The organism is Oceanimonas pelagia (assembly GCF_030849025.1).
Lineage (GTDB): Bacteria > Pseudomonadota > Gammaproteobacteria > Enterobacterales > Aeromonadaceae > Oceanimonas > Oceanimonas pelagia.
Genome location: NZ_CP118224.1, coordinates 923,287 through 943,461, shown reverse-complemented (window position 1 = coordinate 943,461; position 20,175 = coordinate 923,287). Strand labels below are relative to the sequence as shown.

Below are 20,175 nucleotides of genomic sequence, written 5' to 3'. Positions count from 1 at the left end.
TGACCTCCTATTGCATGTGCCAGCCGTGGCTGACCACCACCGACTGACCGGTGAGCGCCGCCGACGGAAACGCCGCCAGGTGCACCGCCAGCTCGGACACGTCCTCCAGGGTGGTAAACTCGCCGTCCACCGTGTGTTTAAGCATGACGTTCTGCACCACTTCCTGTTCACTCAGGCCCAGCTCCCGCGCCTGCTCGGGAATCTGTTTTTCCACCAGAGGCGTGCGCACAAAGCCCGGGCAGATGATGTTGCTGCGCACGCCCCTGGCCGCCCCTTCCCGGGCCACGGTGCGGCACAGCCCCAGCATGCCGTGCTTGGCCGCCACATAGGGCGCCTTCAGCGGTGACGCCTCCAGCGAGTGCACTGAGCCCATGTAGAGCATGACACCGCCGCCGTGTTCATACATGGCCGCCAGCGCGGCGCGGGTGAGCAGAAAGGCGCCGTCGAGGTGCACGTTCATGACCCGGCGCCAGTCGGCGTAGTCCAGCTTGTGCACCGGCTCAATATGCTGAATGCCGGCGTTGGCCAGGGCGATATCGAGCCGGCCCCAGTGCTGCACCACCCGCTGCACGCCGGCGTTCACCGCCTGTTCGTCGGTCACGTCCATCTGCAGGGCAATGGCTTCGCCGCCCTCGGCGACGATGCCCAGCACCGTCTGCTCGGCCCCGGCCAGGCTTAAATCCGCCACCGCCACCCGGGCACCTTCCCGGGCGTAGTGCCGGGCAATGGCCCGGCCAATGCCCTGGCCGGCGCCGGTGATCAACGCCACCTTGTGTTCAAGACGCATAACTGTCTCTCCTTGTGAAAGTCGGATTACTGGCCGCCATAGACATGGGCGGGCAACCAGGTCGCCAGGGGTTCAAATGCAAACACCAGTCCCAGACCCAGCAACTGCAGGCAGATAAAGGGCGCCACCCCCCGGTAAATGTCTCTGGTGGTGATCTCCGGCGGGCACACGCCCTTGATGTAAAACAGGGCAAAACCCACCGGCGGCGTGAGAAAGGAGGTTTGCAGGCACAGGGCAAACAGCACCGCGAACCACACCGGCTCCACCCCGAGGGAAAACACCACGGGGGCCACCAGCGGCAGAATGATCAGGGTGATCTCTACCCAGTCGAGAAAGAACCCCAGCAGAAAGGTGATAAACAAAATGGTGAGCATGACACCCGTGGTGCCAAAGGGCAGACCGGTAATGGCCTGACGGATCACGTCGTCGCCACCCAGGCCCCGCAATACGGCGGCAAACACGGTGGCGCCGATAAAGATACCGAAGATAAAGGCGGTGGTGCGACTGGTCTGGTAGAGGGAATCACGCAGCACTTGCCAGTCCAGCCGGCGGCTGCACAGCGCCATCAGCAGCGCCCCCACCGCGCCCACCGCCGAGGCCTCGGTGGTGGTGGCAATACCGTGAAAGATGGAGCCCAGTACGGCGCCGATCAGCACCAATGGCGGCAACACCGCCAGCGCCACCTCGCCCCAGGCCCGGACGTCCATGGCCTGCTTGCGCTCGGGGGCCGGCGCCGCGTCCTTTTTCCACCAGGCCAGCAGCACGATATAGAGCACATACATGGCCCCCAGCATCAGTCCGGGCACCAGGGCGCCCATAAACAACTTGCCCACCGAGGCCGAGGGCGTGCCCAGCCGGTCGGCCATCAGCACCAGCATGATGCTGGGCGGTACCAGAATGCCCAGGGTGCCCACCGAGCAGGCGGTGCCCACCGCCAGACTGCGGTTGTAATTGGCCTGCAGCATGGGGCCGATGGACAGCATGCCCAGCAGCACCACAGACGCCCCCACAATGCCGGTGGACGCCGCCAGCAGCATGCCCACGATCACCACGGTGAGCGCATAGCCGCCCCGCAGCGGCCCCAGTGCCCGCACCAGGCTGTGCATCAGGCGTTCGGCAATGCCGGAGCGATCCAGCATAATGCCCATGAAAATAAACAGCGGCAGCGCCACCATCAGCTCGTTGGCGACAATGCCGAACAGGCGGGCGTCCAGCACCCCGATGGTGCCGTTCCAGGTAAACCAGAGGTTGGCGTCGAACTGCTCCACCATCACATGGCCGGCCAGGGCAAACAGCAGTCCGGTGCCGGCCAGCACCCAGGCCACGGGAAAGCCCAGCAGCAACAGCCCCATAAAGGTGGCAAACATGGCCACCACCATCAGTGTTTCCAGCTCCATGGTTATTTCTCCGTATTGGCCAGCCAGGCGCCGGATTTGGCCCGAGGGGGATCCCCCAGGCGGCGGGGAAATGCAAACAGCAGGGTGGCGCAGCGCAGGGCGCGGGAAAACAGCGCCAGGGCTACCAGCATCAGCCCCAGAGGCAGCACGCTCTTGAAGATAAAACGGTACGGCAGGCCGCTGGGGGCCTGGGAGCGCTCACTATAGACCCAGGCCTTCCAGGCGTAGGGAACAAGGGTATCCACCATCAGCGCCATGATCGGCAGTGCCAGCAGCAGGATGCCCGCCAGCTCGATGCGGGCCTGGGTGCGCAGGGAAAACCGCTCCCGCAGCACATCCACCCGCACATGCTCGTCTTCCACCACCGCATAGCCCAGGGAGAGCATGGTGGCGATGCCAAACAGGTGCCAGGACAGCTCCTCCAGAGCAATGGAGCCCGCCGACAGCACAAAGCGGCTGAACACATTGGTAAGCACCACCAGCAGCACCGCCAGCCACAGCCAGGCGCTGAGCCGGCCGATGCCCGCTACCAGGGCGTCCAGCCGGACCGACAGCCGGTTATGGGGCAATTCCCGGGTTGAATCCTTTGGTTTTGACATGGCGACCTCGTCAGTTCAATCCATAAAAGGCGGGCACGGCCGTGCCCGCCCCGGCGTGATTAGTTGTACTGATAGAAGTCGCGGGGCAGGTAGCCCTTGCCGTGCCAGATGGAATGGTGCTTCATAAACTCGCGCTGGCTGGTGAGCACCCGCTTGAACATCTCGTCTTCGGCGGCAATGTCGTCCATCACCCGGTTGGTGACCTTTTCCAGCTCACGCAGCACCGGCTCGGGCAGCACCTGGGCGGTGACCCCTTCCTTTTCATAGTCCCTGAGCGCCGTGGGCTGGGCCCATTCGCTCTGGGCAAAGCCCTTGAGGGTGGCGGACTCGCAGCCCATTTCCACCAGGGCGCGGGTTTCGGGCTCAAGCTTGTTCCACACGTCCTTGTTCACCAGCAGGTGAGAGGTGGTCAGGGTCTGGTGCCAGCCGGGCATGATGTAGTTTTTCACGATCTGATCCAGCCCCAGCATCTTGTCGATGGCGGGCTGGGAAAACTCGGTGGCGTCTATGGTGTTGCGCTCCAGCGACTGAAAGATCTCGGCGCCGGGCACCATGGTCACCGAAGAGCCCAGCTCTTCAAGCACCTTGCCGCCGATGCCGGCAAAGCGAATGCGCAGGCCCTGAAAATCGTCCAGGCTGGAAATCTGCTGCTTGAACCAGCCCGCCCCTTCCGGACCGATAATGCTGCACAGCATAGGGTGAATATTGCGTTCGGCGTAAATCTCTTCCAGCAGCGCCTTGCCGTCGCCCTCGTAATACCAGGCCAGGTAGGCGGGCGGCTCCATATTGAAGGGGGCGCCGGAATAGAGTGGCAGGGCCGGAATGGTGCCCTGATCGTAACCCACCCAGGTGTAGCCGGCCGGATACTTGCCCGAGCCCACCGCGTCCATGATCTCAAAGGGCGGCACCAGCTCCCCGGGCTCGTAATAGCGCAGCTGCACATCGCCGCCGGAAATGGCCGCCAGCGACTCGGAGAGGTGCTTCACCGGTGTGGTCAGCCCCACCAGGTGGGACGGAAAGGCCAGCGGCACCTGCCAGCGCACCTTTTCCGCCATGGCGGGGGTGGCGGCCAGACCGGCGCAGAACAGGGCGGCCATACTCAGTGCAGATACTTTGCGGTTTATCGACATGGGTTCATCCTTCTGTTTGGTTACGTCCCTGGTAACGGTGCTCACCGGCCCCGCACCAACTGCTCGCCGTTATCAATACAGAAACCATGCCAAACCTGTTAACAATATGTTAATCAAGGGCTTGCACAAAGGCTGCGGAGACCACCGTCCGGCTTTCAGGACGGTTATCGTATGGGTCTTTAAAAAGGTGTAGCAAAAACCGGACAGGCGTCCGGTTTTCAGGAATGGCGGGCAAGCTTGTCGTAAAAAACCGAGCGGGAAATGCCCAGCAGGCGGGCGGCCTGGGTGCGGTTGCCACCGGCCTGCTCAAGAGCGGCGTGAATGGCCTCAGCCTCGGCGCGGGCCAGCACCTCGGCCAGGGGGCGCACACCGGGAGTGGCGGATGGCTCCGGCAATACCGGCTCGCCGGCCGGCTCAGGCCCGGCCAGCGGCAATACCCGGTCAATCAGCCCGGCGTCGAGCAGCTCGGCTTCTTCGCTCATGGTCCAGGCCCGCTCCAGCACATTGCGCAGCTCGCGAATATTGCCCGGCCAGTGATACCGGCCGAGGGCGGCAATGCCGGCATCGGTGATCTCCACCCGGCTTCCGCCAGCGCAGATCTCCTCCAGCAGCACCTCGCACAATATGCCCAGGTCTCCCAGCCGCTGGCGCAACGGCGGTATGGCGATCTCCAGCACATTGAGCCGGTAATAGAGATCGGAGCGAAAACTGCCGTCGGCCACCATGGCACCCAGATCCCGGCTGGTGGCCGCCATGACCCGCACGTTCACCGGCACCACCCGGTTGGAGCCCAGGGGCTCGACTTCCTGCTCCTGCAGCACCCGCAGCAGCTTGGCCTGCAGCGCCAGAGGCATGTCGCCCACCTCGTCCAGAAACAGGGTGCCGCCGTTGGCAAGCTGAAATTTGCCCTCACGACTGCGCTTGTCGGCACCGGTATAGGCACCGGGGGCCACGCCGAAAAACTCGGCTTCCAGCAGGCTGTCGGGAATGGCCGCCAGGTTCACTCCCACAAAGGGTCCCTCGGCCCGGGAAGACAGAGCATGAATGGACTGGGCCAGCACTTCCTTGCCGGTACCGGTTTCTCCCAGCAGCAGCACCGGCATGTCCCGCCCTGCCGCCAGCCGGGCCCGGCGCTTGACCTCCAGCGCCGCCGGGGTGGCGCCGGCAAAATCGCCGAGCTGATAGCGGGTGCGCCGTCCGTGGCTGGCCAGGGCGCGTTTGGCGGCCTGCAGATCCTGATGCAGGCGGCGATATTTGCTGACCAGGGGCGTGAGCGGCTGCAGATCGTCATACAGCACAAAGGCCACGGCACCACTCACTCGCCCCAGCTCGTCAAACAGCGGCAACCGGGTCACCACCAGCTGCTGGGTGTGGTATTCCATGATATCGACCAGCAGCGGCTGGCCGCTTTCCACCACTTCCGGCATACGACTGTGGGGAATCACCGAGCGCACCGGCCGGCCGATCACCGAATGGGTGTCTGCCAGCCCCAGCAGTCGCGCGTAACGGGCGTTGATCCAGCTGATGCGGCTGTGCCGGTCCACCGCAATGGCGCCGGCACTGGCCTGCTCAAACATGGGAAACAACACTTCTATCAGCTCGCGGGTCAGGCCACTGCCTGACCGTGCATTAAACGGCATGGACACAAGACGCACTCCCTGGCGAAGGTAGGCTCCGATGGTAGCCAAAAGCCGGCGTCAGTTCGAGTGATCCTGCTCTGACGTCAGCCCGCCAGCCGGGGGTGCACCAGCAGGCTGCCGTCTGGGCCGGTCAGCAGATCCGCCTCCACCCCGTAGAGGGTGTGCACCAGTTCGGGACTCAGGCACTGATGCAGTGGACCAAAGGCCTGCAGGCTGCCGCCCTTGACCGCCAGCACGTCATCGGCGGTGCGCGCCGCCAGGTTGAGATCGTGAATGGCCACCAGGGTCACCATGTTCTGCGCTCTGGTCAGCCGCCGCAGCACCGCCATGATATGCAGCGAATGGTACAGATCCAGCGCGCTGGTGGGCTCGTCCAGCAGCAACACTTCGGGCTTGCGGATCAGCGCCTGGGCAATGGCCACCAGCTGCCGCTGGCCGCCGGAGAGCTGCTCCAGATAGCGGGCCGACAAGTGCGCCACCCCCAGCTCGTCGAGCACATCGCGTACCGCCGCCAGATCCGCCTCTGTCACCCGCACCGCACCGTGCACCTTGAGCGCCATCAGCACCGCCTCAAACACGGTAATCCGGGCCCCGGTCGGCGTGATCTGGGGCAGATACACCACCTTGCCCGCCCGGCGGGCCCGGCTCATGCCGGCCAGATCCTCACCGTTAAGCAGTACTCGACCCTGTTTCGGGGCCAGCAAACCCGCAATGCCCTTGAGCAGGGTCGACTTGCCGGTGCCATTGGGGCCCAGCAGCACGCAGAGCCGGCCGGCGCCGGCGGCAAGACTCAGCTCGTTGACGATAAGCTCCCGGCGATAGCCCAGGCTCAGTTGTTCCAGAACAAGACTCATGCTGCACTCCTTCTGCGGACCACCACCAGCAAAAACACGAAAAACGGCACGCCGATCAGCGAGGTGGTAATGCCGATGGGCAGCAGCACGCCGGAAATGATGATCTTGGACAGGATTTCGGCCACGGTAAGCAAAATGGCACCAAACAGCATGGATCCGGGCAGGAAAAAGCGCTGATCTTCTCCCAGCAGCATGCGCGCCATATGCGGGCCCACCAGTCCGACAAAACCGATAATGCCCACAAAGGCCACCGCCACCGCCGCCAGCAGCGACGACAGCATCAGCACCACCAGCCGAATACGGGTGACGTTCACGCCCATGGCCTCGGCGGCCTCATCGCCCATGCGCAGGGCGGTCAGCCGCCAGGCGCTGCGCCACAACAGGGCGCAGGCCAGCGCCAGCAAGGCCGCCGCCACCCCCACCTTGGGCCAGGTGGCCCGGCCCAGGGAGCCCATGGCCCAGAACACGATCTGCTGCAGGGTTTCGGCACTGGCGGCAAACTGCAGCATGGCGTTCAGGGCCGAAAACACAAACAGAATGGCAATGCCGGTGAGGATCATGGTTTCCTGAGTGGCACCGCGCATGCGGCTGACCAGAAAAATCACCAGGGCACTCAGGCAGGCAAACACAAAGGCATTCAGGGTGATGATATAGCCCTGCGCCCATTCCCAGGGCAGCAGAGAAGTGCCAAAGGCAATGGCCAGGGCCGCGCCAAAGGCGGCGGCGTGAGACACTCCCAGGGTAAAGGGCTCGGCCAGGGGGTTGTTGAGAATGGTCTGCATCAGGGCGCCGGCCCCGCCCAGGGCCGCTCCCACCAGTATGGCCATCAGCGCCACCGGCAGACGAATGTCCCACACAATAAAGCGGGACTTGATATCCGCCTTATCGGGGCTGAGCAGGGTATTCAGCACCTGCCCCAGTCCCAGCTGCCCCGGCCCTATGGTCATGTCGAGCAGAAAAATACCCAGCAGCAGGGCAGCCCCGAAGGCCACCCATTGTGTGCGTTTACCCTGATGGCGCTGATAGTGAAAGGGCGCATCCGGCGCCGTCACTCCGGCGTGCTCACTCATTGCATTTTTACCCAGAAGTGACCTTCATAGGCAAAGGGCATAAAGCGCTCATGGTATTCCCGCAGGTCGGCTTCGGCATCGATGCCCTGCATGCGTTCAGGATGCATCCAGCGGGCCATGGCTTCCACCGCGGCGAACCAGGCCGGGTGATTGTAGAACTGGTGCCAGATGCCGTAAAACTGCCTGTTGGCCACGGCGTCGATGGCGGGCCAGCCCGGACGCTGGCTGAGGGCGGCCAGTCCCTGCTGCAGGTTGTCGCTGTCGGCGGCATAGCCCAGGTTGATGCTGGTGACTTCGGGATAGGCCAGCTGCCAGTTGGCACCGGTACCGATGATCAGATCAAAGGGTTCGGTCACCAGCGCCTCGGGGTTAATGTCCAGCGACAGCGCCCGGGTTTTGTCGCTGCCCCAGTTGCGGCCACCGGCCAGTTCCACGAAATGACCAAAGTTGTTGGGACCAAACACCCGGCAGCAGTCGCCCATGCCGGACGCCCGCTCCATCAGTACCAGCGGCCGCTCTTCGTCGGCCAGCCCCCGCAGGCGTTCGTTCACCCGGGCCATTTTCTGCTCGATAAAGGTGTTGACCGCCTCGGCTTCTTTTTCCTTGTGCAGCACTTCGCCGAGAATGCGAATGCTGGGGCCGGTGTTGGCCACCGGCTCATCGCGAAAGTCCACGAACACCACCGCGATGCCGGCCTTGTCGAGCTTGTCGAGGGTGCCGTTTTCCTGCCACAACTGGTAATAGGACTGATTCACCACCACCAGCTGGGCATCCAGGGTCAGCGCTCGCTCCACATCAAAGGTCACCTTGCCCGGATGACCAAAACGCGGCAGCCGGTTCACGGTGCCGGGAAAGGCCTCGGCCAGCCTGAAATAGGTATCGGGATCGGCCCGCTCCATGTCGTCCGACCAGGCCACCACATGGGCAAAGGGATCATCCTTTTGCAGCGGCATCAGTATGTACAGCAAACGGGCTTCCGACAGGATCATGCGATCCACTCGCTCGGGCAGGGTGACGGTGCGCCCCAACAGATCGGTAATTTGGCGCTCGCCGGCCAGGGCCGGCACCGACATCAGGCAGGCACAGAGTACCAGCAGGCATTTTCTGAACATGAATGGTCTCGAGTCTCAGAAAGAAGAAGAGCGCCAATGTTATTGCGAATTATTGCTTTTTGTAAACCATTGCTTTTTCTGTTTGATTTCATCCCCTGCCTGCCGCCGGCCATTACAAGCGCTTCGCTTTCTTATACAATACGGACCAACGTTTTCGGGCCGGTTCTCGGCCACTCATTTCCCGATATTCCCGGAGCAGCGACTTGGCGCAACATAACGACACTTTCCGCGATTTTGGACTGGATACCCGTCTTGTTCGAGCATTGGATCACCAGGGGCTGGACACCCCCACCGAGATCCAGCTGAAGGCTATTCCCGTGGTGCTGGCCGGCCATGATCTGCTGGCGTCCTCCAAAACCGGCTCCGGCAAGACCCTGGCCTATTTGCTGCCGGCCCTGCAACGGCTGATGAAAACCCGGGCCCTGAGCAAGCGCGACCCGCGCGCGCTGATCCTGGCCCCCACCCGCGAGCTGGCCCGCCAGGTGTATGCCCAGTTGCGCTCCCTGACCGGCAGCAGCTTTCACATTGCCCTGCTGCTGGGGGGCGAAAACTTTAACGATCAGCTCAAGGCGCTGCGCCGCCAGCCCGACGTGATCGTGGCCACCCCGGGCCGGCTGGCCAACCATCTGGATGCCCGTTCACTGATGCTCAACGGCCTGGAGCTGCTGATCCTCGACGAAGCCGACCGCATGCTGGATCTGGGCTTTGCCCCCCAGCTTGAACGCATTCACCGGGCCGCCGATCACCGCCGCCGCCAGACCCTGATGTTTTCCGCCACCCTGGATCACGCCGAGGCCAATGCCATGGCCGCCACCCTGCTGAACGCCCCCAAGCGGGTGGCGGTGGGCGAGGCCCATGCCGAACATCAGGACATTGAGCAGCGCTTTGTGCTGGGGGATCACCTGGATCACAAGCAGGCGTTGCTGGAGCACCTGCTGACCACTGAACCCTATCAGCAGGCCATTATCTTTACCGCCACCCGGGCCGACACCGAGCGCCTGGCCAGCCACCTGCAACAGCAGGGGCTGACCACGGCGGCATTGCACGGCGACATGAGCCAGGCCGAGCGCAACCGCATTATGGACGGCTTTGCCCGGGGCCAGCAGAAGGTGCTGATCACCACGGACGTGGCCTCACGCGGGCTGGATCTGCTGCAGGTATCGCTGGTGATCAACTTCGACATGCCCAAGCAGCCGGAAGAATACGTGCACCGCATCGGCCGCACCGGCCGGGCCGGCGCCAGCGGCACCGCCGTCTCCCTGGTGGGGCCCCGGGACTGGGACGCCTTCAAGCGGGTGGAGGCGTTTTTGCAGCGCACCGTCAGCTTTACCGAAATCGAAAGCCTGCCGGGCAAGTTCAGGGGGCTTCGCCCTCCGGCCCGCAAGCACGGCTTCAGGGGCAAACCCGGCGGCAGACCCGGCACCACCCAGGGCCGCGCTCCGGCCGGCCAGAAACCGGCCCGTCGCCCGGGTCCCAAACGCCCCGCCGGCTTTACCGGGCAAAGCCCGGCCGGCGGCACCGACGACGGCATGGCACCGATGAGGCGCAAAAAGCCCAGACCCGAGCAGGAATAACGGAATGTTGCCCAGGCCGCATTTTCTGAATGCGGTCATTTTACATTTTAAAAGTTAATGCTATTAATAAATGCATTAAACTTTTAAATAGTGAATTTTCCAGCATGAAGAACCTGCCCACGGATTTGCTGCGTACCTTTGTCACCATCAACCAGCTGGGAGGCTTCACCCAGGCCGGCGAGCGGCTCGGCCGCTCCCAGCCCGCCGTAAGCCTGCAGATGAAGCGGCTGGAAGAGCTGCTTGACGTCAAGCTGTTCAACCGGGGCCAGGGCCTGCAGCTAACCGAAGAAGGCCAGCTGCTGCTGAGCTGCGCCCAGAAAATGCTAGAGCTCAACGACGGCCTGATCTCCCGCCTGGGCACCCCCAGGGTGAGCGGCTCGGTGCGCCTGGGCATTCCCAACGACTTTGAGGTGTCGTTTCTGGCCACCACCCTGGGGCGTTTCTCCCAGGCCTATCCGGGCGTCACCCTGGATGTAAGCAGCGACATCAGTGCCAACCTGCTCAGTGACTACAAGAAAGGCGCCTACGATCTGGTGATGGCCATTGAAGAAAGCCGGCCGCAGCACCCGCAACTGACCGACTACATTACCGAGCCCCTGGTGTGGGTGCGCAACAGCAACATCATGCTGTCGCCGGATGCGCCCCTGCCGCTCATTCTCTATCCCAAGGGTTGTCTGTACCGCAAATCCATTATCAATGCCCTCACCCGTGCCAACCTGCCCTGGCGCGTGGTATACAGCACCTCCAGCCTGCTGGGCATTCACTCCGCCATCAAGGCGGGTCTCGGCATCAGCGTGCTGTCCAAGAGCACCGTGCCCGAGGGGCTGGAAGCCTCGTCCAGCTTTGCCCACTGCCCGGATCTGGGCAGCGTATCCATCGGCTTTTGTTACGACGCCAACGAACTCACCTCCGCCGGCCATATGCTGCTCGACTACCTCCGGCAGGGGCTGAAGGCGCTCTGAGCCGGAAGCGGGACGCTTCAGTTCCGTTCCGCCTCCTGCCCGGCCGAGGCAAAGCGCGCCGCCATGGCGTCGAACTCTGCCTTCAATGCGGCATGAAAGCGCTGGCACAACCGTGACGTCAGGTGAAAGCGCGGCAGAATAATGGCCACTTCAAACTCCACCCGAGGCGCAAACGGCCGCAGCACCACGGAGCAGTCATGGCGCTTGCCGTATTCCATGGCGGTAATGGGGTCGATCAGGGTATAACCGACGCCGGCGTCGACCAGGCCCATGGCCGACGGAAACAGCTGGGTTTCGGCCACCACGTTGAGGGCCAGGTTGTGCCGGTGGGCCAGGCTGCGCAGCTGCATGGTGCTCTGATGGCCGTCCCCCAGGGTGATCAGGGGCCGCCCTTCCAGATCGTCAATGGTGATTTCCCGCCGCTCCGCCAGGGGTGAGCCCGCCGGCAGCGCGCACAACATGCGAAAACGGTAGGGCCAGATTTCCAGCTCGTTTTTGGCCTGGGGTTTTTCCACTATCCCCAGATCAAAGTGCCCCCCGGCCACCCACTCCTCCACCTTGCCCGACGGAAAGGTCTGCAGCGACAGCTTGACCCCGGGGTTATGGCCCATAAAGGCCGCCACCATGGCGGGCGCCAGGGTGGCCATGCCCGGCATGCAGCCAATCTGCAGCTTGCCGGTGCGGCCGTGCTTCAGATCTGATGCCAGCTCTTCCAGGTTGTTCAGGGCCTTGAGCGCACGCTCCACTCCCTCGGAAAAGGATTTGGCTTCTGCGGTCATCTCGGTGCCGTAGTGATTACGCCGGAACAGCATAAACCCCATGTCACTTTCGAGGTTGGCTATGGCGGTGCTCACGGCCGGCTGTGTCAGCCCCAGCCGGCGTGCCGCCTTGCTGATGCTGCCACTGCGGATCACCTCCTGAAAAATGTGCAGTTGTTTCGCATTGACCTTGGGGTTCATGGCAACTTTCTCCGCGTCCTTGTTCATGCCAGCTGGGTACAAATTTCATTTATACATTCATCAAAAAGCATTATTTGATTTTATGGCCTCACGATTAACATAATCGGTACACTCTCGCAACAAACAACGGACGTAGGAGATTGTTATGCATTACCTGGACGTAGCAGGCCTGTTGGCTTACTTCATACTGCTGGGGTACATAGGTTACCGAAGTATCAAAAAGGTCAATTCCAGCGACGACTTTGCCGTGGCCGGCAACCGCATCATCTGGCCCGTGCTGTTTGCCACCCTGGCCGCCTCTTTTCTCGGTGGCGGCGCCTCCATGGGCCGGGCCGGCCAGGCCTTTGATCACGGCTATGCCTTTATGTTTGCCGCCAGCGCTTTTCCCATCGCCACCGTGCTGACCGGCATCTTCATCGCTCCCCGGCTGAAGCGCTATATCGGCGCCCAGACCGTGGGGGATATCATGGAATACCACTTCGGTCGCTACTCCCGGCTGATCACCGGTATCTTTTCACTGATTTTCTGCGTGGGTATTCTGGGTGCCCAGGCCCTGGCCGTGGGTACCGTGTTCAACGCCATTCTCGGTATCGATATCACCACCGGCATTTTGCTGGGCATGGGGGTGGTGTTGCTGTATTCCACCATCGGCGGCATGTGGGCGGTAATCCAGACCGACGTGGTGCAGTTTTTGATGCTGGCCATCTTTATGCCGGTAACCCTGCTGATTGGGGTGCATGAAGTGGGCGGTGCCGAAGCCCTGATCGCCCGCCTGCCCGAGGGCCATTTCAGCATCATGGGCGATTACGGCCCGGGCATGTTCCTGAGCCTGTTTATCGCCTTTTTGCTGGGTGAGACCCTGGTGCCTCCCTATACCCAGCGGGCGCTGTCGGCCCCGGACTCCCGCCATGCCAAAATTGGCTATACCATCTCCGGGCTGTTCGGCTTTTTGTTTTACTTCGTCAGCTCCACCATTGGCCTGGTTGCCTTTATTCTCTACCCGAACATCAGCCCGGATCTGGCCATGCCCGAGCTGATCCGTAGCGCCCTGCCCCTGGGCATTACCGGCCTGGTGCTCGCCTCACTGCTGGCGGTGGTGATGTCGACCGCCGATTCCTACCTCAACTCGGCCACGGTGATCTTTGTACGGGATATCTACCAGGGCTTTATCAACCCCGAGGTGGATGAACGGAAAAAGCTGTGGATTGAACGCCTGATGAACCTGCTGATCGGCGCCGGTGCCATAGTGTTTGCCCTTTATGCCACCTCCATTATCGACGCCCTGCTGCTCAGCTACTCTCTGTGGGCCCCCACCATTCTGGTGCCCTTTGTGCTGGGTGTGCTGCTGGATCTGAAATGCAGCAAATCGGCCATCGGCGCCATTCTCGCCGGTGCCCTGATCACCCTGGTGTGGAAATGGGGCCCCTGGCCACTGGCCGACGTCACCGGGCTCTCGGCGCTGGTAGCCGGCGTCTCCGCCAACCTGCTGACCTTCTTTATCATCTACCACATCTGCAAGTCCCGTCGGGGCAAGCTGCACACCGCCAACGACTGGGCAAGGAGCTGAGTTATGCACTGGTTTGAACTCGTTATTTATGCCACATCCGCCATTTGCATTCTGACCGCGCTGGCGGTGGGGGTCATGTCTTACCGCTTTTACCAGGACCACTGACCGGCAGGGGGAAGCACTCCCCCACCTCGTCCGGACTCGTGAACCGGCCGGCGCGCCCGGCCGGAACGTCCTCTTCTTCGGTTCATTAGAGTGGTTGATTTACCATGCAACATATTATTGTGGCCGGCGCCGGCATTGTGGGGCTGGCCGTTTGCAACGCCCTGCTGGAGCAGGGCTGCCGGGTGACCCTGCTGGACGCCAACGCCCCCGGATCCGGCACCTCTGCCGGCAATGCCGGGCTCATCGCCGACTATGCCACCATGCCGTTGTCCAACCCCGACAGCCTGCGCGCCATGCTGCGGGAGCTGACCCGCCGCCAGCCCGCACTGTCGGTGGAGCCCCGCTACCTGGCCGCCCTCGGCGGCTTTGGCCGGCGCTTTCTGCAGGCCATGACCAGCGAGGCCTTCAACAACAACAAGCAAACCCTGGTGGACCTGGTTTCAAGGGGGACGGCACTGCAAAAAGACCTGCTGGAGAGCCTGAACTCGCCCGGGCTGTACCAGCAAACCGGTTGCCTGCAGATCTTTCGCGATTCGGCGATAACGGAGCAGCAACTGGCTGCCCTGGCCAACGCCAAGCGGCGGGATGGCGTGGCCTGCGAGGCGCTGGCACCGAAGGCCGTGCTGGCACTGGAGCCGGCGCTGAACGCGCAGGGCCTGACCGGCGGGCTCTGGTATTCCAACACCTGGTCCTTGCGCGATCCGCAAGGTCTCTGTGTCCGGCTGTTCCGGCAGTTGCAGCAGCGGGGGCTGGAATATGTACCGTCGCCGCTGGACCGGCTTGAGCCGGTCGAAAACGGGGTGCAGGTGCTGACCGGCGGCCAGACACTCGGTGCCGATGCCGTCGTGCTCTGTGCCGGCCTGGGCAACCAGGCACTGCTGGCCCCCCTTGGCGTGAACCTGCCCGTGGTCAGTGAGCGGGGTTATCACCTGATGCTGGACCGGCAACAGGTGGCGCTGAACCGGCCCGTGGGCTGGCTTTCCCGCTACTTTTACGCCACTCCCATGGACCAGGGCATTCGCATCGCCGGCACCACCCAGTTTGCCCGGCCCGATGCCCCCGCCGCGCAGCGCCGCTACCGACACATGCAGGAATGGGCCGCCAGCCTGTTTGGCCAGCCGGTGTCGGTGTCGTCACAGTGGATGGGGGTGCGCCACAGCACGCCGGACTCCCTGCCGGTGATAGGCGGGTTACCGCAACACAAACGCATCATACTGGCCTTTGGCCATGGCCACCTGGGCCTGACCCTGGCCGCCATTACCGGCCGGCTGGTAGCCGACTGCGTGGCAGGCCGGCAGACGGACAAGCTGCACTCTGAGCTCTCGCCCGCGCGTTTTCTGTAAGCTAGCCGGGACTCCGTCAAGCCGGTAACAATCACCAGCCGGGTTAAGGGCACACAGTGCCTGATCTCCCCTTGATGCCGCCTGTATCCACTGGCGCTCAGGTCCGCCGCAGCCAGAGCTGGCGTGACAGCTCGTTCAGCCCCTCGGCCAGTTCCGCCACCCGGTCGCAGCGCTGACGGTTGTGCCGGCCGGTGGCCACCTGGTGCTCGGCGGCGTCGCGTATGGTGTCAACGCCCCGGTTGATATCCTCGCTGACCGCGCTTTGCTGCTCCACCGCGGTGGCGATGCACATGTTCATTTCGGAAATTTCCTGCACCCGCTGATCGATGCCATCCAGCGCGCCCGCCGCCTGCCGGGCATGATCCACGCAGTGCCGGGCCTGCTCCCGGCTGCGCTCCATCACCGACACCGCCAGGCGGGTGCCCTGCTGCAGCTGGCTTATCATGTTCTGAATGTCCGTGGTCGACTCGCTGGTGCGGCCCGCCAGGCTGCGCACCTCGTCGGCCACCACCGCAAAGCCCCGGCCCTGCTCACCGGCCCGGGCCGCCTCAATGGCGGCATTGAGCGCCAGCAGGTTGGTCTGCTCGGCAATGCCCCGAATCACTTCCAGAATGGTGGAAATACTCTGGCCATGGCTTTCCAGCTCTCGAATCACGCGGCTCGCTTCCCGGATTTCGTCATCCAGCGCGTGAATGGACTCGCTGGTGCCGGCCACCAGACGCTGGCCGGCGCGGCTGTCCTGCCTTGCCTGCTCGGCAGCGGTGGCAGCCTGCTGGGCGCTTGACGCCACCTGCTGAATGCTGGCGGCCATCTGGTTGATGGCGGTGGCCACCTGCTCGGTTTCGGCCTGCTGGCGCATGGTCAGTTGCTGACCGGTGGCCATTTCCTGCAACAAGTCGGCGCTGTGACCGCCCAGGCGCTGAGCCGAGTCAGACAAGCGTCCGAGCAGGGCAACCGACTCGGCCTGTGCCATGGCCAGGGCAAAATCAATCTGCCCCAGCTCGTCTTCCCGGCCGGTATAAACCAACCGGCTGAGGGGGTTGTCGGCCTGCTTTCGCGCCCGGACCGCCAGCCGGCGCAGGGGCGAGAGCATCACCGCCGCAGTCAGCATGCACAGCCCCCCGGTCAGCCCCGCTGCCAGCAGCACCGGCAACCAGGCGGCGGAAAACAGCGCCGCCGTCCCCAGCCCGGCCAGCAGGGTGAGCGGCAGCATCAGCAGCGCCATGCGCAACGTCAGGCCCAGCCGCCCCCAGCGGGAGCCCAGACGCCTGCCCGCCCGCAACCGGGCGTAAAGCCGCTCCGCCGCCGCGACCCGGGCGGGCTCCGGCTTGGTGCGCACCGACTGGTATTCCACCACCTCACCGTTGTGCACGATGGGAGAAACATAGGCGCTGACCCAGTAGTGATCACCGTTCTTGCACCGGTTCTTGACCAGCCCCATCCAGGAGCGGCCGGCCTTGAGGGTCTGCCACATATGGGCAAACGCCTGAGGCGGCATGTCCGGGTGGCGGATCATGTTGTGCGGCTGGCCGATCAGCTCCTCGGGCTGAAAGCCGCATACCTCGGTAAAGGCCCGGTTCACATAGGTGATCCGGCTGTCCGGGCTGGTGGTGGACAGAATGTTGATGCCGTCCGGCAACTCCACATTGCGCCCGGTAACGGGCTGATTATTGCGCATTCCATGAATCTCCGGTCGTCTCGTCCATGAGGCGCCGGCGATGTCGTTATTCCCCGTGAGCATGCCGCCGGCAGACAGATATCCTTATTATAAAAATGGTTATTATCCATGTGCAGATGACAAAAATGTGATCCGGAACACCCACAAATATACTCATACGAAACTCTCTGAGCCGTCCGCGGCCACGCAAAAAAGCCCGGCAAGCCGGGCTTTGATCCATCAGGTCAGCAAGGGCTCAGCAGCTGCGCGCCACGGCACCGGCAGGGGCGCCCTGTGTCAGCCTGCTCACGGTCACATAGACAAGAGAAGACGCCAGACAGCCATACAGCGGGCCTTCCACCCAGCCCACATCGGTAAACAGCAGGAAGCTGCCGCTGGTGACCAGGCCGGTGAGCATGGATGCCAGGGCGCCATAACCGTTGCCCTGCCAGAAGGAGGAGATGAACACCGGTCCTATCATCACCGCCAGCAGGGTGCCGGAGCCGAGAATGCCCAGCCACGACAGCATGAAGGGCGGCGCGTACAGCATCATCAGAAAACCCACAAAGCCGAGAATGGCCACCCAGATGCGGTTCACCCACAGAATGCGGGCGCCCGACGCCTTGCTGTGGGGAAACAGCGCGGTACGCAGATCGTGGGACGCGGCGCTCGACACCGTGTGCAGCAGCGAGTTGGCGGTGGATTTCATGGCGAACAGAATAAACAGGGTGATCACCCCCGCCAGTGCCGGATGCAGGAAGGTCGCCAGATACACCGGCATGGCCTGATCCGCTTCCGCCAGCTCGGGGTGAGCGATGCGCACATACATGCCCACAATGGGTACCAGACTCAGCAGGCATCCCATGGGCGCTACCCAAATGGCCACCTGGTGCATTTTCACGGTCGGTTTAAAGGCCAGAAAACGCACCGCCATGTAGGGCAGCACGGCGGTAAACAAAAAGGCATAGGGCAGCACCAGGAATACCGAGCCCTTGCTCTCACCGTAAGGGGCCGAGGTGCTCGGGTTAAGCAGTTCGGGATCGATGGCGTTCAGCCGCTCGCTCATCTCGGTCAGGCTCACGTCGGTGAAGATTTGCACCATCATCACCAGGGCACCAATGCCCATGCCCGCCACCATCAGGGTGTCGGTCCAGGCCACCGCGGCCAGCCCGCCCAGCATGGTGTAGAGAATGATCACCGAGATCATCAGCAGGGCGCTTTCGGTGAGTTCAATCCCCAGCCAGGACGCCCCCAGCAGACCCACCGCCTTGATCTGGCTGGTGAGGAACACCAGCAGCAGCACTATGGTAATGGTGGCTGCCACGCCCTTGACCCAACGCTCCAGCAGCTGGCCGCCGCCGTGCACCTGAGACACATACTCAGGGATGGTACAGCTGCCCAGCTCCTCGGCACGCCGGCGCAAAAAGTGGGCAAAGTACAGCACCGCAATCACCATGGCCGGGGCAAAGAAGAAGTTGCCCAGCACTTCCACCGAGCCGAACTCATAGGCCACACCGGGGGAGCCCATAAAACCCCAGCCGCTGAAGCCGGTGGCCACTATGGTGCCGGCGCCCACGAACGGGCCCAGGCTGCGGCCGGCCACCAGAAAGCCGGTTTCATCGCTGTCTTTTACCACCCGGCTGGACAGATAGCCGATAAAGATCAGCACACCGAAGGAGCCCAGCAGCAGGGCCCAGTTCAGAAATGAATAGTTTTCCATCACAAATTCCCTTTGGTCGTTTGGTCGTGTCGTTCATCAATGGCCGGATTTACGAACGTATTGCCGGTAGACATAGGCCAGGGCGGCCCAGGCAAGAATGATGGCGTTCAGATAGACGAACCATTCCATGGTCCAGGATTCATTTAGCATGACTTCTACCTCATTGAGCGGCTTCTTGCGAAGCGGGTTTGATGTCCCTGATTCCACCGGGCGTGCCGGCCTCACCAGAAGTAGGACGGCAACAATATTCCCTTCATTGCCGTTAAAAAAATCAGGCTCGCCCCTGCGGGCGAGCCTGCGTTTATCAGCCCTTGATGATGTTGTGCTCGGGGCCGAAGGGGAAGCGGGTGATGTTTTCCACACCGCTGTCGCTGATCACCAGAATGTCGTGCTCGCGGTAACCGCCGGCACCCGGCAGGCCTTCCGGCAGCATGATCATCGGCTCCATCGACACCACCATGCCCGGCTCCAGCACGGTTTCAATGTCTTCCCGCAGCTCCAGGCCCGCTTCACGGCCGTAGTAGTGGCTCAGGGTGCCGAAGGAGTGGCCATAACCAAAGGTGCGGTACTGCAGCACGTCGTGCTCGGCGAAGATTTCATTCAGCTCGGCGGCAATGTCGCAGCAGCGGTTGCCGGCCTTGATCAGCTCCAGGCCACGGCGGTGCACCTTGCAGTTGATTTCCCACAGCTCCAGGTGGCGGTCGGAGGCGTATTCGCTGAACAGGGTCCGCTCCAGCGCGGTGTAGTAACCGCCGATCATCGGGAAGGTGTTCAGGCTGAGAATGTCGCCGGCTTCAATCTTGCGGCTGGTCACCGGGTTGTGGGCGCCGTCGGTGTTGATGCCGGACTGGAACCACACCCAGGTGTCCATCAGCTCGGCATGGGGGAAAGTGCGGGCAATTTCGCGCACCATGGCCTGAGTACCGGCCAGCGCCACTTCGTACTCGGGCACGCCCACGGCAATGGCGTCGCGAATGGCGGCACCGCCCACATCGGCCACCCGGGCACCCTGCTTGATCAGGGCTATTTCTTCCGCCGACTTGATCATGCGCATCTTCATGGTGGGCACGCCGATGTCCACGAACTCGGCTTCCGGCAGCGCCGCCTTGAGCTTGTCGAGGTTCTGCAGGCTCAGGTGGTCAAATTCCACACCTACCCGCTTGGCGCCGCCAATCAGCTGCTGCACGGCGCGGAAGAAGTTGTCTTTCTGCCAGTCGGTATACACCAGGTTGTCGCCCAGGGCGTTGCGGCGGTAGGGCTGGCCGCCGTCGATGTTGGCGGTAATGGTGGTGTGAATGTCCTGGGTCACCGCCAGACCATAATCCCGGCCGAAACGGCAATACACAAAATCGCTGAAGTAGTTGATGTTGTGGTAGGAGGTGAACAGCACGGCGTCCACATCGCTGGCGGCCATATACTGGCGCAGTTTCTGCTGGCGGGAACGCATTTCCGCTTCGGAAAACATGCCGCGAACTTTTTCACCGTTGGGAATGGTCAGGGTGCTGGGCATCTGCATGGTAAGGCTCCTTCCTTATATCGGTAACAGGGTTGTTAACTGCGCTCCATAAATGGCTGATTAGCGCATGTCCCTGATGCTAGAGCCTGGCCGACCATAACAGAAATGAATACTTTAAATTATGACATTTATATTGTTAATGAGATGTAACCACAATAATGCAATTGCCATCTGACTGGCCCT

The 20,175-nt window shown here is 62.7% G+C and carries 16 protein-coding genes; 4 read left to right on the top strand and 12 right to left on the bottom strand.

Going from position 1 to position 20,175, the window contains the following annotated elements; genetic code table 11:
- Window positions 1-7 precede the first annotated feature (7 nt).
- The 8 genes from PU634_RS04380 to PU634_RS04345 all read right to left on the bottom strand — a co-directional run bounded on the left by PU634_RS04380 (window position 8) and on the right by PU634_RS04345 (window position 8,589).
- Window positions 8-787, bottom strand: a complete 780-nt coding sequence (locus PU634_RS04380; protein ID WP_107850436.1) for a 3-hydroxybutyrate dehydrogenase — start codon at window positions 785-787, stop codon at window positions 8-10.
- A gap of 26 nt (window positions 788-813) precedes the next feature.
- The gene (locus PU634_RS04375) at window positions 814-2,184 is read right to left on the bottom strand and encodes a TRAP transporter large permease (RefSeq protein ID WP_306762842.1); all 1,371 of its coding nucleotides are present in this window, start codon (window positions 2,182-2,184) and stop codon (window positions 814-816) included.
- 2 nt (window positions 2,185-2,186) lie between these two features.
- Window positions 2,187-2,783 carry a TRAP transporter small permease subunit gene (locus PU634_RS04370; protein ID WP_306762841.1) on the bottom strand — a complete coding sequence of 199 codons (597 nt, stop codon included), beginning with the start codon at window positions 2,781-2,783 and terminating at the stop codon, window positions 2,187-2,189.
- A 59-nt stretch (window positions 2,784-2,842) separates the two neighbouring features.
- Window positions 2,843-3,913 (bottom strand): TRAP transporter substrate-binding protein, encoded by a 1,071-nt coding sequence (locus PU634_RS04365; RefSeq protein ID WP_306762840.1) that lies wholly within the window; start codon window positions 3,911-3,913, stop codon window positions 2,843-2,845.
- A gap of 218 nt (window positions 3,914-4,131) precedes the next feature.
- Window positions 4,132-5,553, bottom strand: coding sequence for a sigma-54 interaction domain-containing protein (locus tag PU634_RS04360; RefSeq protein WP_306763659.1), 1,422 nt, complete (start codon window positions 5,551-5,553; stop codon window positions 4,132-4,134).
- An 83-nt stretch (window positions 5,554-5,636) separates the two neighbouring features.
- Window positions 5,637-6,407 (bottom strand): ABC transporter ATP-binding protein, encoded by a 771-nt coding sequence (locus tag PU634_RS04355; protein WP_306762839.1) that lies wholly within the window; start codon window positions 6,405-6,407, stop codon window positions 5,637-5,639.
- On the bottom strand, window positions 6,404-7,477 hold the full coding sequence (locus tag PU634_RS04350) for a FecCD family ABC transporter permease (protein WP_306762838.1): 1,074 nt from the start codon (window positions 7,475-7,477) through the stop codon (window positions 6,404-6,406). The genes PU634_RS04355 and PU634_RS04350 overlap by 4 nt, the downstream gene beginning before the upstream one ends.
- Window positions 7,474-8,589: an ABC transporter substrate-binding protein gene (locus PU634_RS04345; protein WP_306762837.1), complete on the bottom strand. Its 1,116-nt coding sequence runs from the start codon at window positions 8,587-8,589 to the stop codon at window positions 7,474-7,476. The genes PU634_RS04350 and PU634_RS04345 overlap by 4 nt, the downstream gene beginning before the upstream one ends.
- A 203-nt stretch (window positions 8,590-8,792) precedes the next feature.
- Between PU634_RS04345 and PU634_RS04340 the strand changes: the two genes are divergently transcribed.
- Window positions 8,793-10,163 (top strand): DEAD/DEAH box helicase, encoded by a 1,371-nt coding sequence (locus tag PU634_RS04340; protein WP_306762836.1) that lies wholly within the window; start codon window positions 8,793-8,795, stop codon window positions 10,161-10,163.
- Between the two features lie 104 nt (window positions 10,164-10,267).
- Window positions 10,268-11,125: a LysR substrate-binding domain-containing protein gene (locus tag PU634_RS04335; protein WP_306762835.1), complete on the top strand. Its 858-nt coding sequence runs from the start codon at window positions 10,268-10,270 to the stop codon at window positions 11,123-11,125.
- Window positions 11,126-11,142: 17 nt separating this feature from the next.
- Here the strand turns inward: PU634_RS04335 and PU634_RS04330 are convergent, their stop codons facing one another.
- On the bottom strand, window positions 11,143-12,084 hold the full coding sequence (locus tag PU634_RS04330; protein WP_306762834.1) for a LysR family transcriptional regulator: 942 nt from the start codon (window positions 12,082-12,084) through the stop codon (window positions 11,143-11,145).
- Window positions 12,085-12,229: 145 nt separating this feature from the next.
- On the opposite strand from PU634_RS04330, the gene PU634_RS04325 reads away from it, so the two are divergent.
- Entirely contained in the window at window positions 12,230-13,651 is a 1,422-nt protein-coding gene (locus tag PU634_RS04325) for a sodium:solute symporter family protein (protein ID WP_306762833.1), read from the top strand.
- Window positions 13,652-13,860: 209 nt separating this feature from the next.
- Window positions 13,861-15,099, top strand: coding sequence for an NAD(P)/FAD-dependent oxidoreductase (locus PU634_RS04320; protein ID WP_306762832.1), 1,239 nt, complete (start codon window positions 13,861-13,863; stop codon window positions 15,097-15,099).
- 97 nt (window positions 15,100-15,196) lie between these two features.
- Here PU634_RS04320 and PU634_RS04315 read toward each other — a convergent pair whose 3' ends face one another.
- The 3 genes from PU634_RS04315 to PU634_RS04305 all read right to left on the bottom strand — a co-directional run bounded on the left by PU634_RS04315 (window position 15,197) and on the right by PU634_RS04305 (window position 19,992).
- The gene (locus tag PU634_RS04315; RefSeq protein WP_306762831.1) at window positions 15,197-16,777 is read right to left on the bottom strand and encodes a methyl-accepting chemotaxis protein; all 1,581 of its coding nucleotides are present in this window, start codon (window positions 16,775-16,777) and stop codon (window positions 15,197-15,199) included.
- A gap of 235 nt (window positions 16,778-17,012) precedes the next feature.
- Window positions 17,013-18,476, bottom strand: coding sequence for a sodium:solute symporter family protein (locus PU634_RS04310; RefSeq protein WP_306762830.1), 1,464 nt, complete (start codon window positions 18,474-18,476; stop codon window positions 17,013-17,015).
- 304 nt (window positions 18,477-18,780) lie between these two features.
- The gene (locus tag PU634_RS04305; protein ID WP_306762825.1) at window positions 18,781-19,992 is read right to left on the bottom strand and encodes a M24 family metallopeptidase; all 1,212 of its coding nucleotides are present in this window, start codon (window positions 19,990-19,992) and stop codon (window positions 18,781-18,783) included.
- Window positions 19,993-20,175 lie beyond the last annotated feature (183 nt).

Coding starts and splice junctions, on each gene's coding strand:
- PU634_RS04380 (WP_107850436.1), bottom strand. CDS start 787: ATGCGTCTTGAACACAAGGTGGCGTTGATCACCGGCGCCGGCCAGGGC.
- PU634_RS04375 (WP_306762842.1), bottom strand. CDS start 2,184: ATGGAGCTGGAAACACTGATGGTGGTGGCCATGTTTGCCACCTTTATG.
- PU634_RS04370 (WP_306762841.1), bottom strand. CDS start 2,783: ATGTCAAAACCAAAGGATTCAACCCGGGAATTGCCCCATAACCGGCTG.
- PU634_RS04365 (WP_306762840.1), bottom strand. CDS start 3,913: ATGTCGATAAACCGCAAAGTATCTGCACTGAGTATGGCCGCCCTGTTC.
- PU634_RS04360 (WP_306763659.1), bottom strand. CDS start 5,553: ATGCCGTTTAATGCACGGTCAGGCAGTGGCCTGACCCGCGAGCTGATA.
- PU634_RS04355 (WP_306762839.1), bottom strand. CDS start 6,407: ATGAGTCTTGTTCTGGAACAACTGAGCCTGGGCTATCGCCGGGAGCTT.
- PU634_RS04350 (WP_306762838.1), bottom strand. CDS start 7,477: ATGAGTGAGCACGCCGGAGTGACGGCGCCGGATGCGCCCTTTCACTAT.
- PU634_RS04345 (WP_306762837.1), bottom strand. CDS start 8,589: ATGTTCAGAAAATGCCTGCTGGTACTCTGTGCCTGCCTGATGTCGGTG.
- PU634_RS04335 (WP_306762835.1), top strand. CDS start 10,268: ATGAAGAACCTGCCCACGGATTTGCTGCGTACCTTTGTCACCATCAAC.
- PU634_RS04330 (WP_306762834.1), bottom strand. CDS start 12,084: ATGAACCCCAAGGTCAATGCGAAACAACTGCACATTTTTCAGGAGGTG.
- PU634_RS04325 (WP_306762833.1), top strand. CDS start 12,230: ATGCATTACCTGGACGTAGCAGGCCTGTTGGCTTACTTCATACTGCTG.
- PU634_RS04320 (WP_306762832.1), top strand. CDS start 13,861: ATGCAACATATTATTGTGGCCGGCGCCGGCATTGTGGGGCTGGCCGTT.
- PU634_RS04315 (WP_306762831.1), bottom strand. CDS start 16,777: ATGCGCAATAATCAGCCCGTTACCGGGCGCAATGTGGAGTTGCCGGAC.
- PU634_RS04310 (WP_306762830.1), bottom strand. CDS start 18,476: ATGGAAAACTATTCATTTCTGAACTGGGCCCTGCTGCTGGGCTCCTTC.
- PU634_RS04305 (WP_306762825.1), bottom strand. CDS start 19,992: ATGCAGATGCCCAGCACCCTGACCATTCCCAACGGTGAAAAAGTTCGC.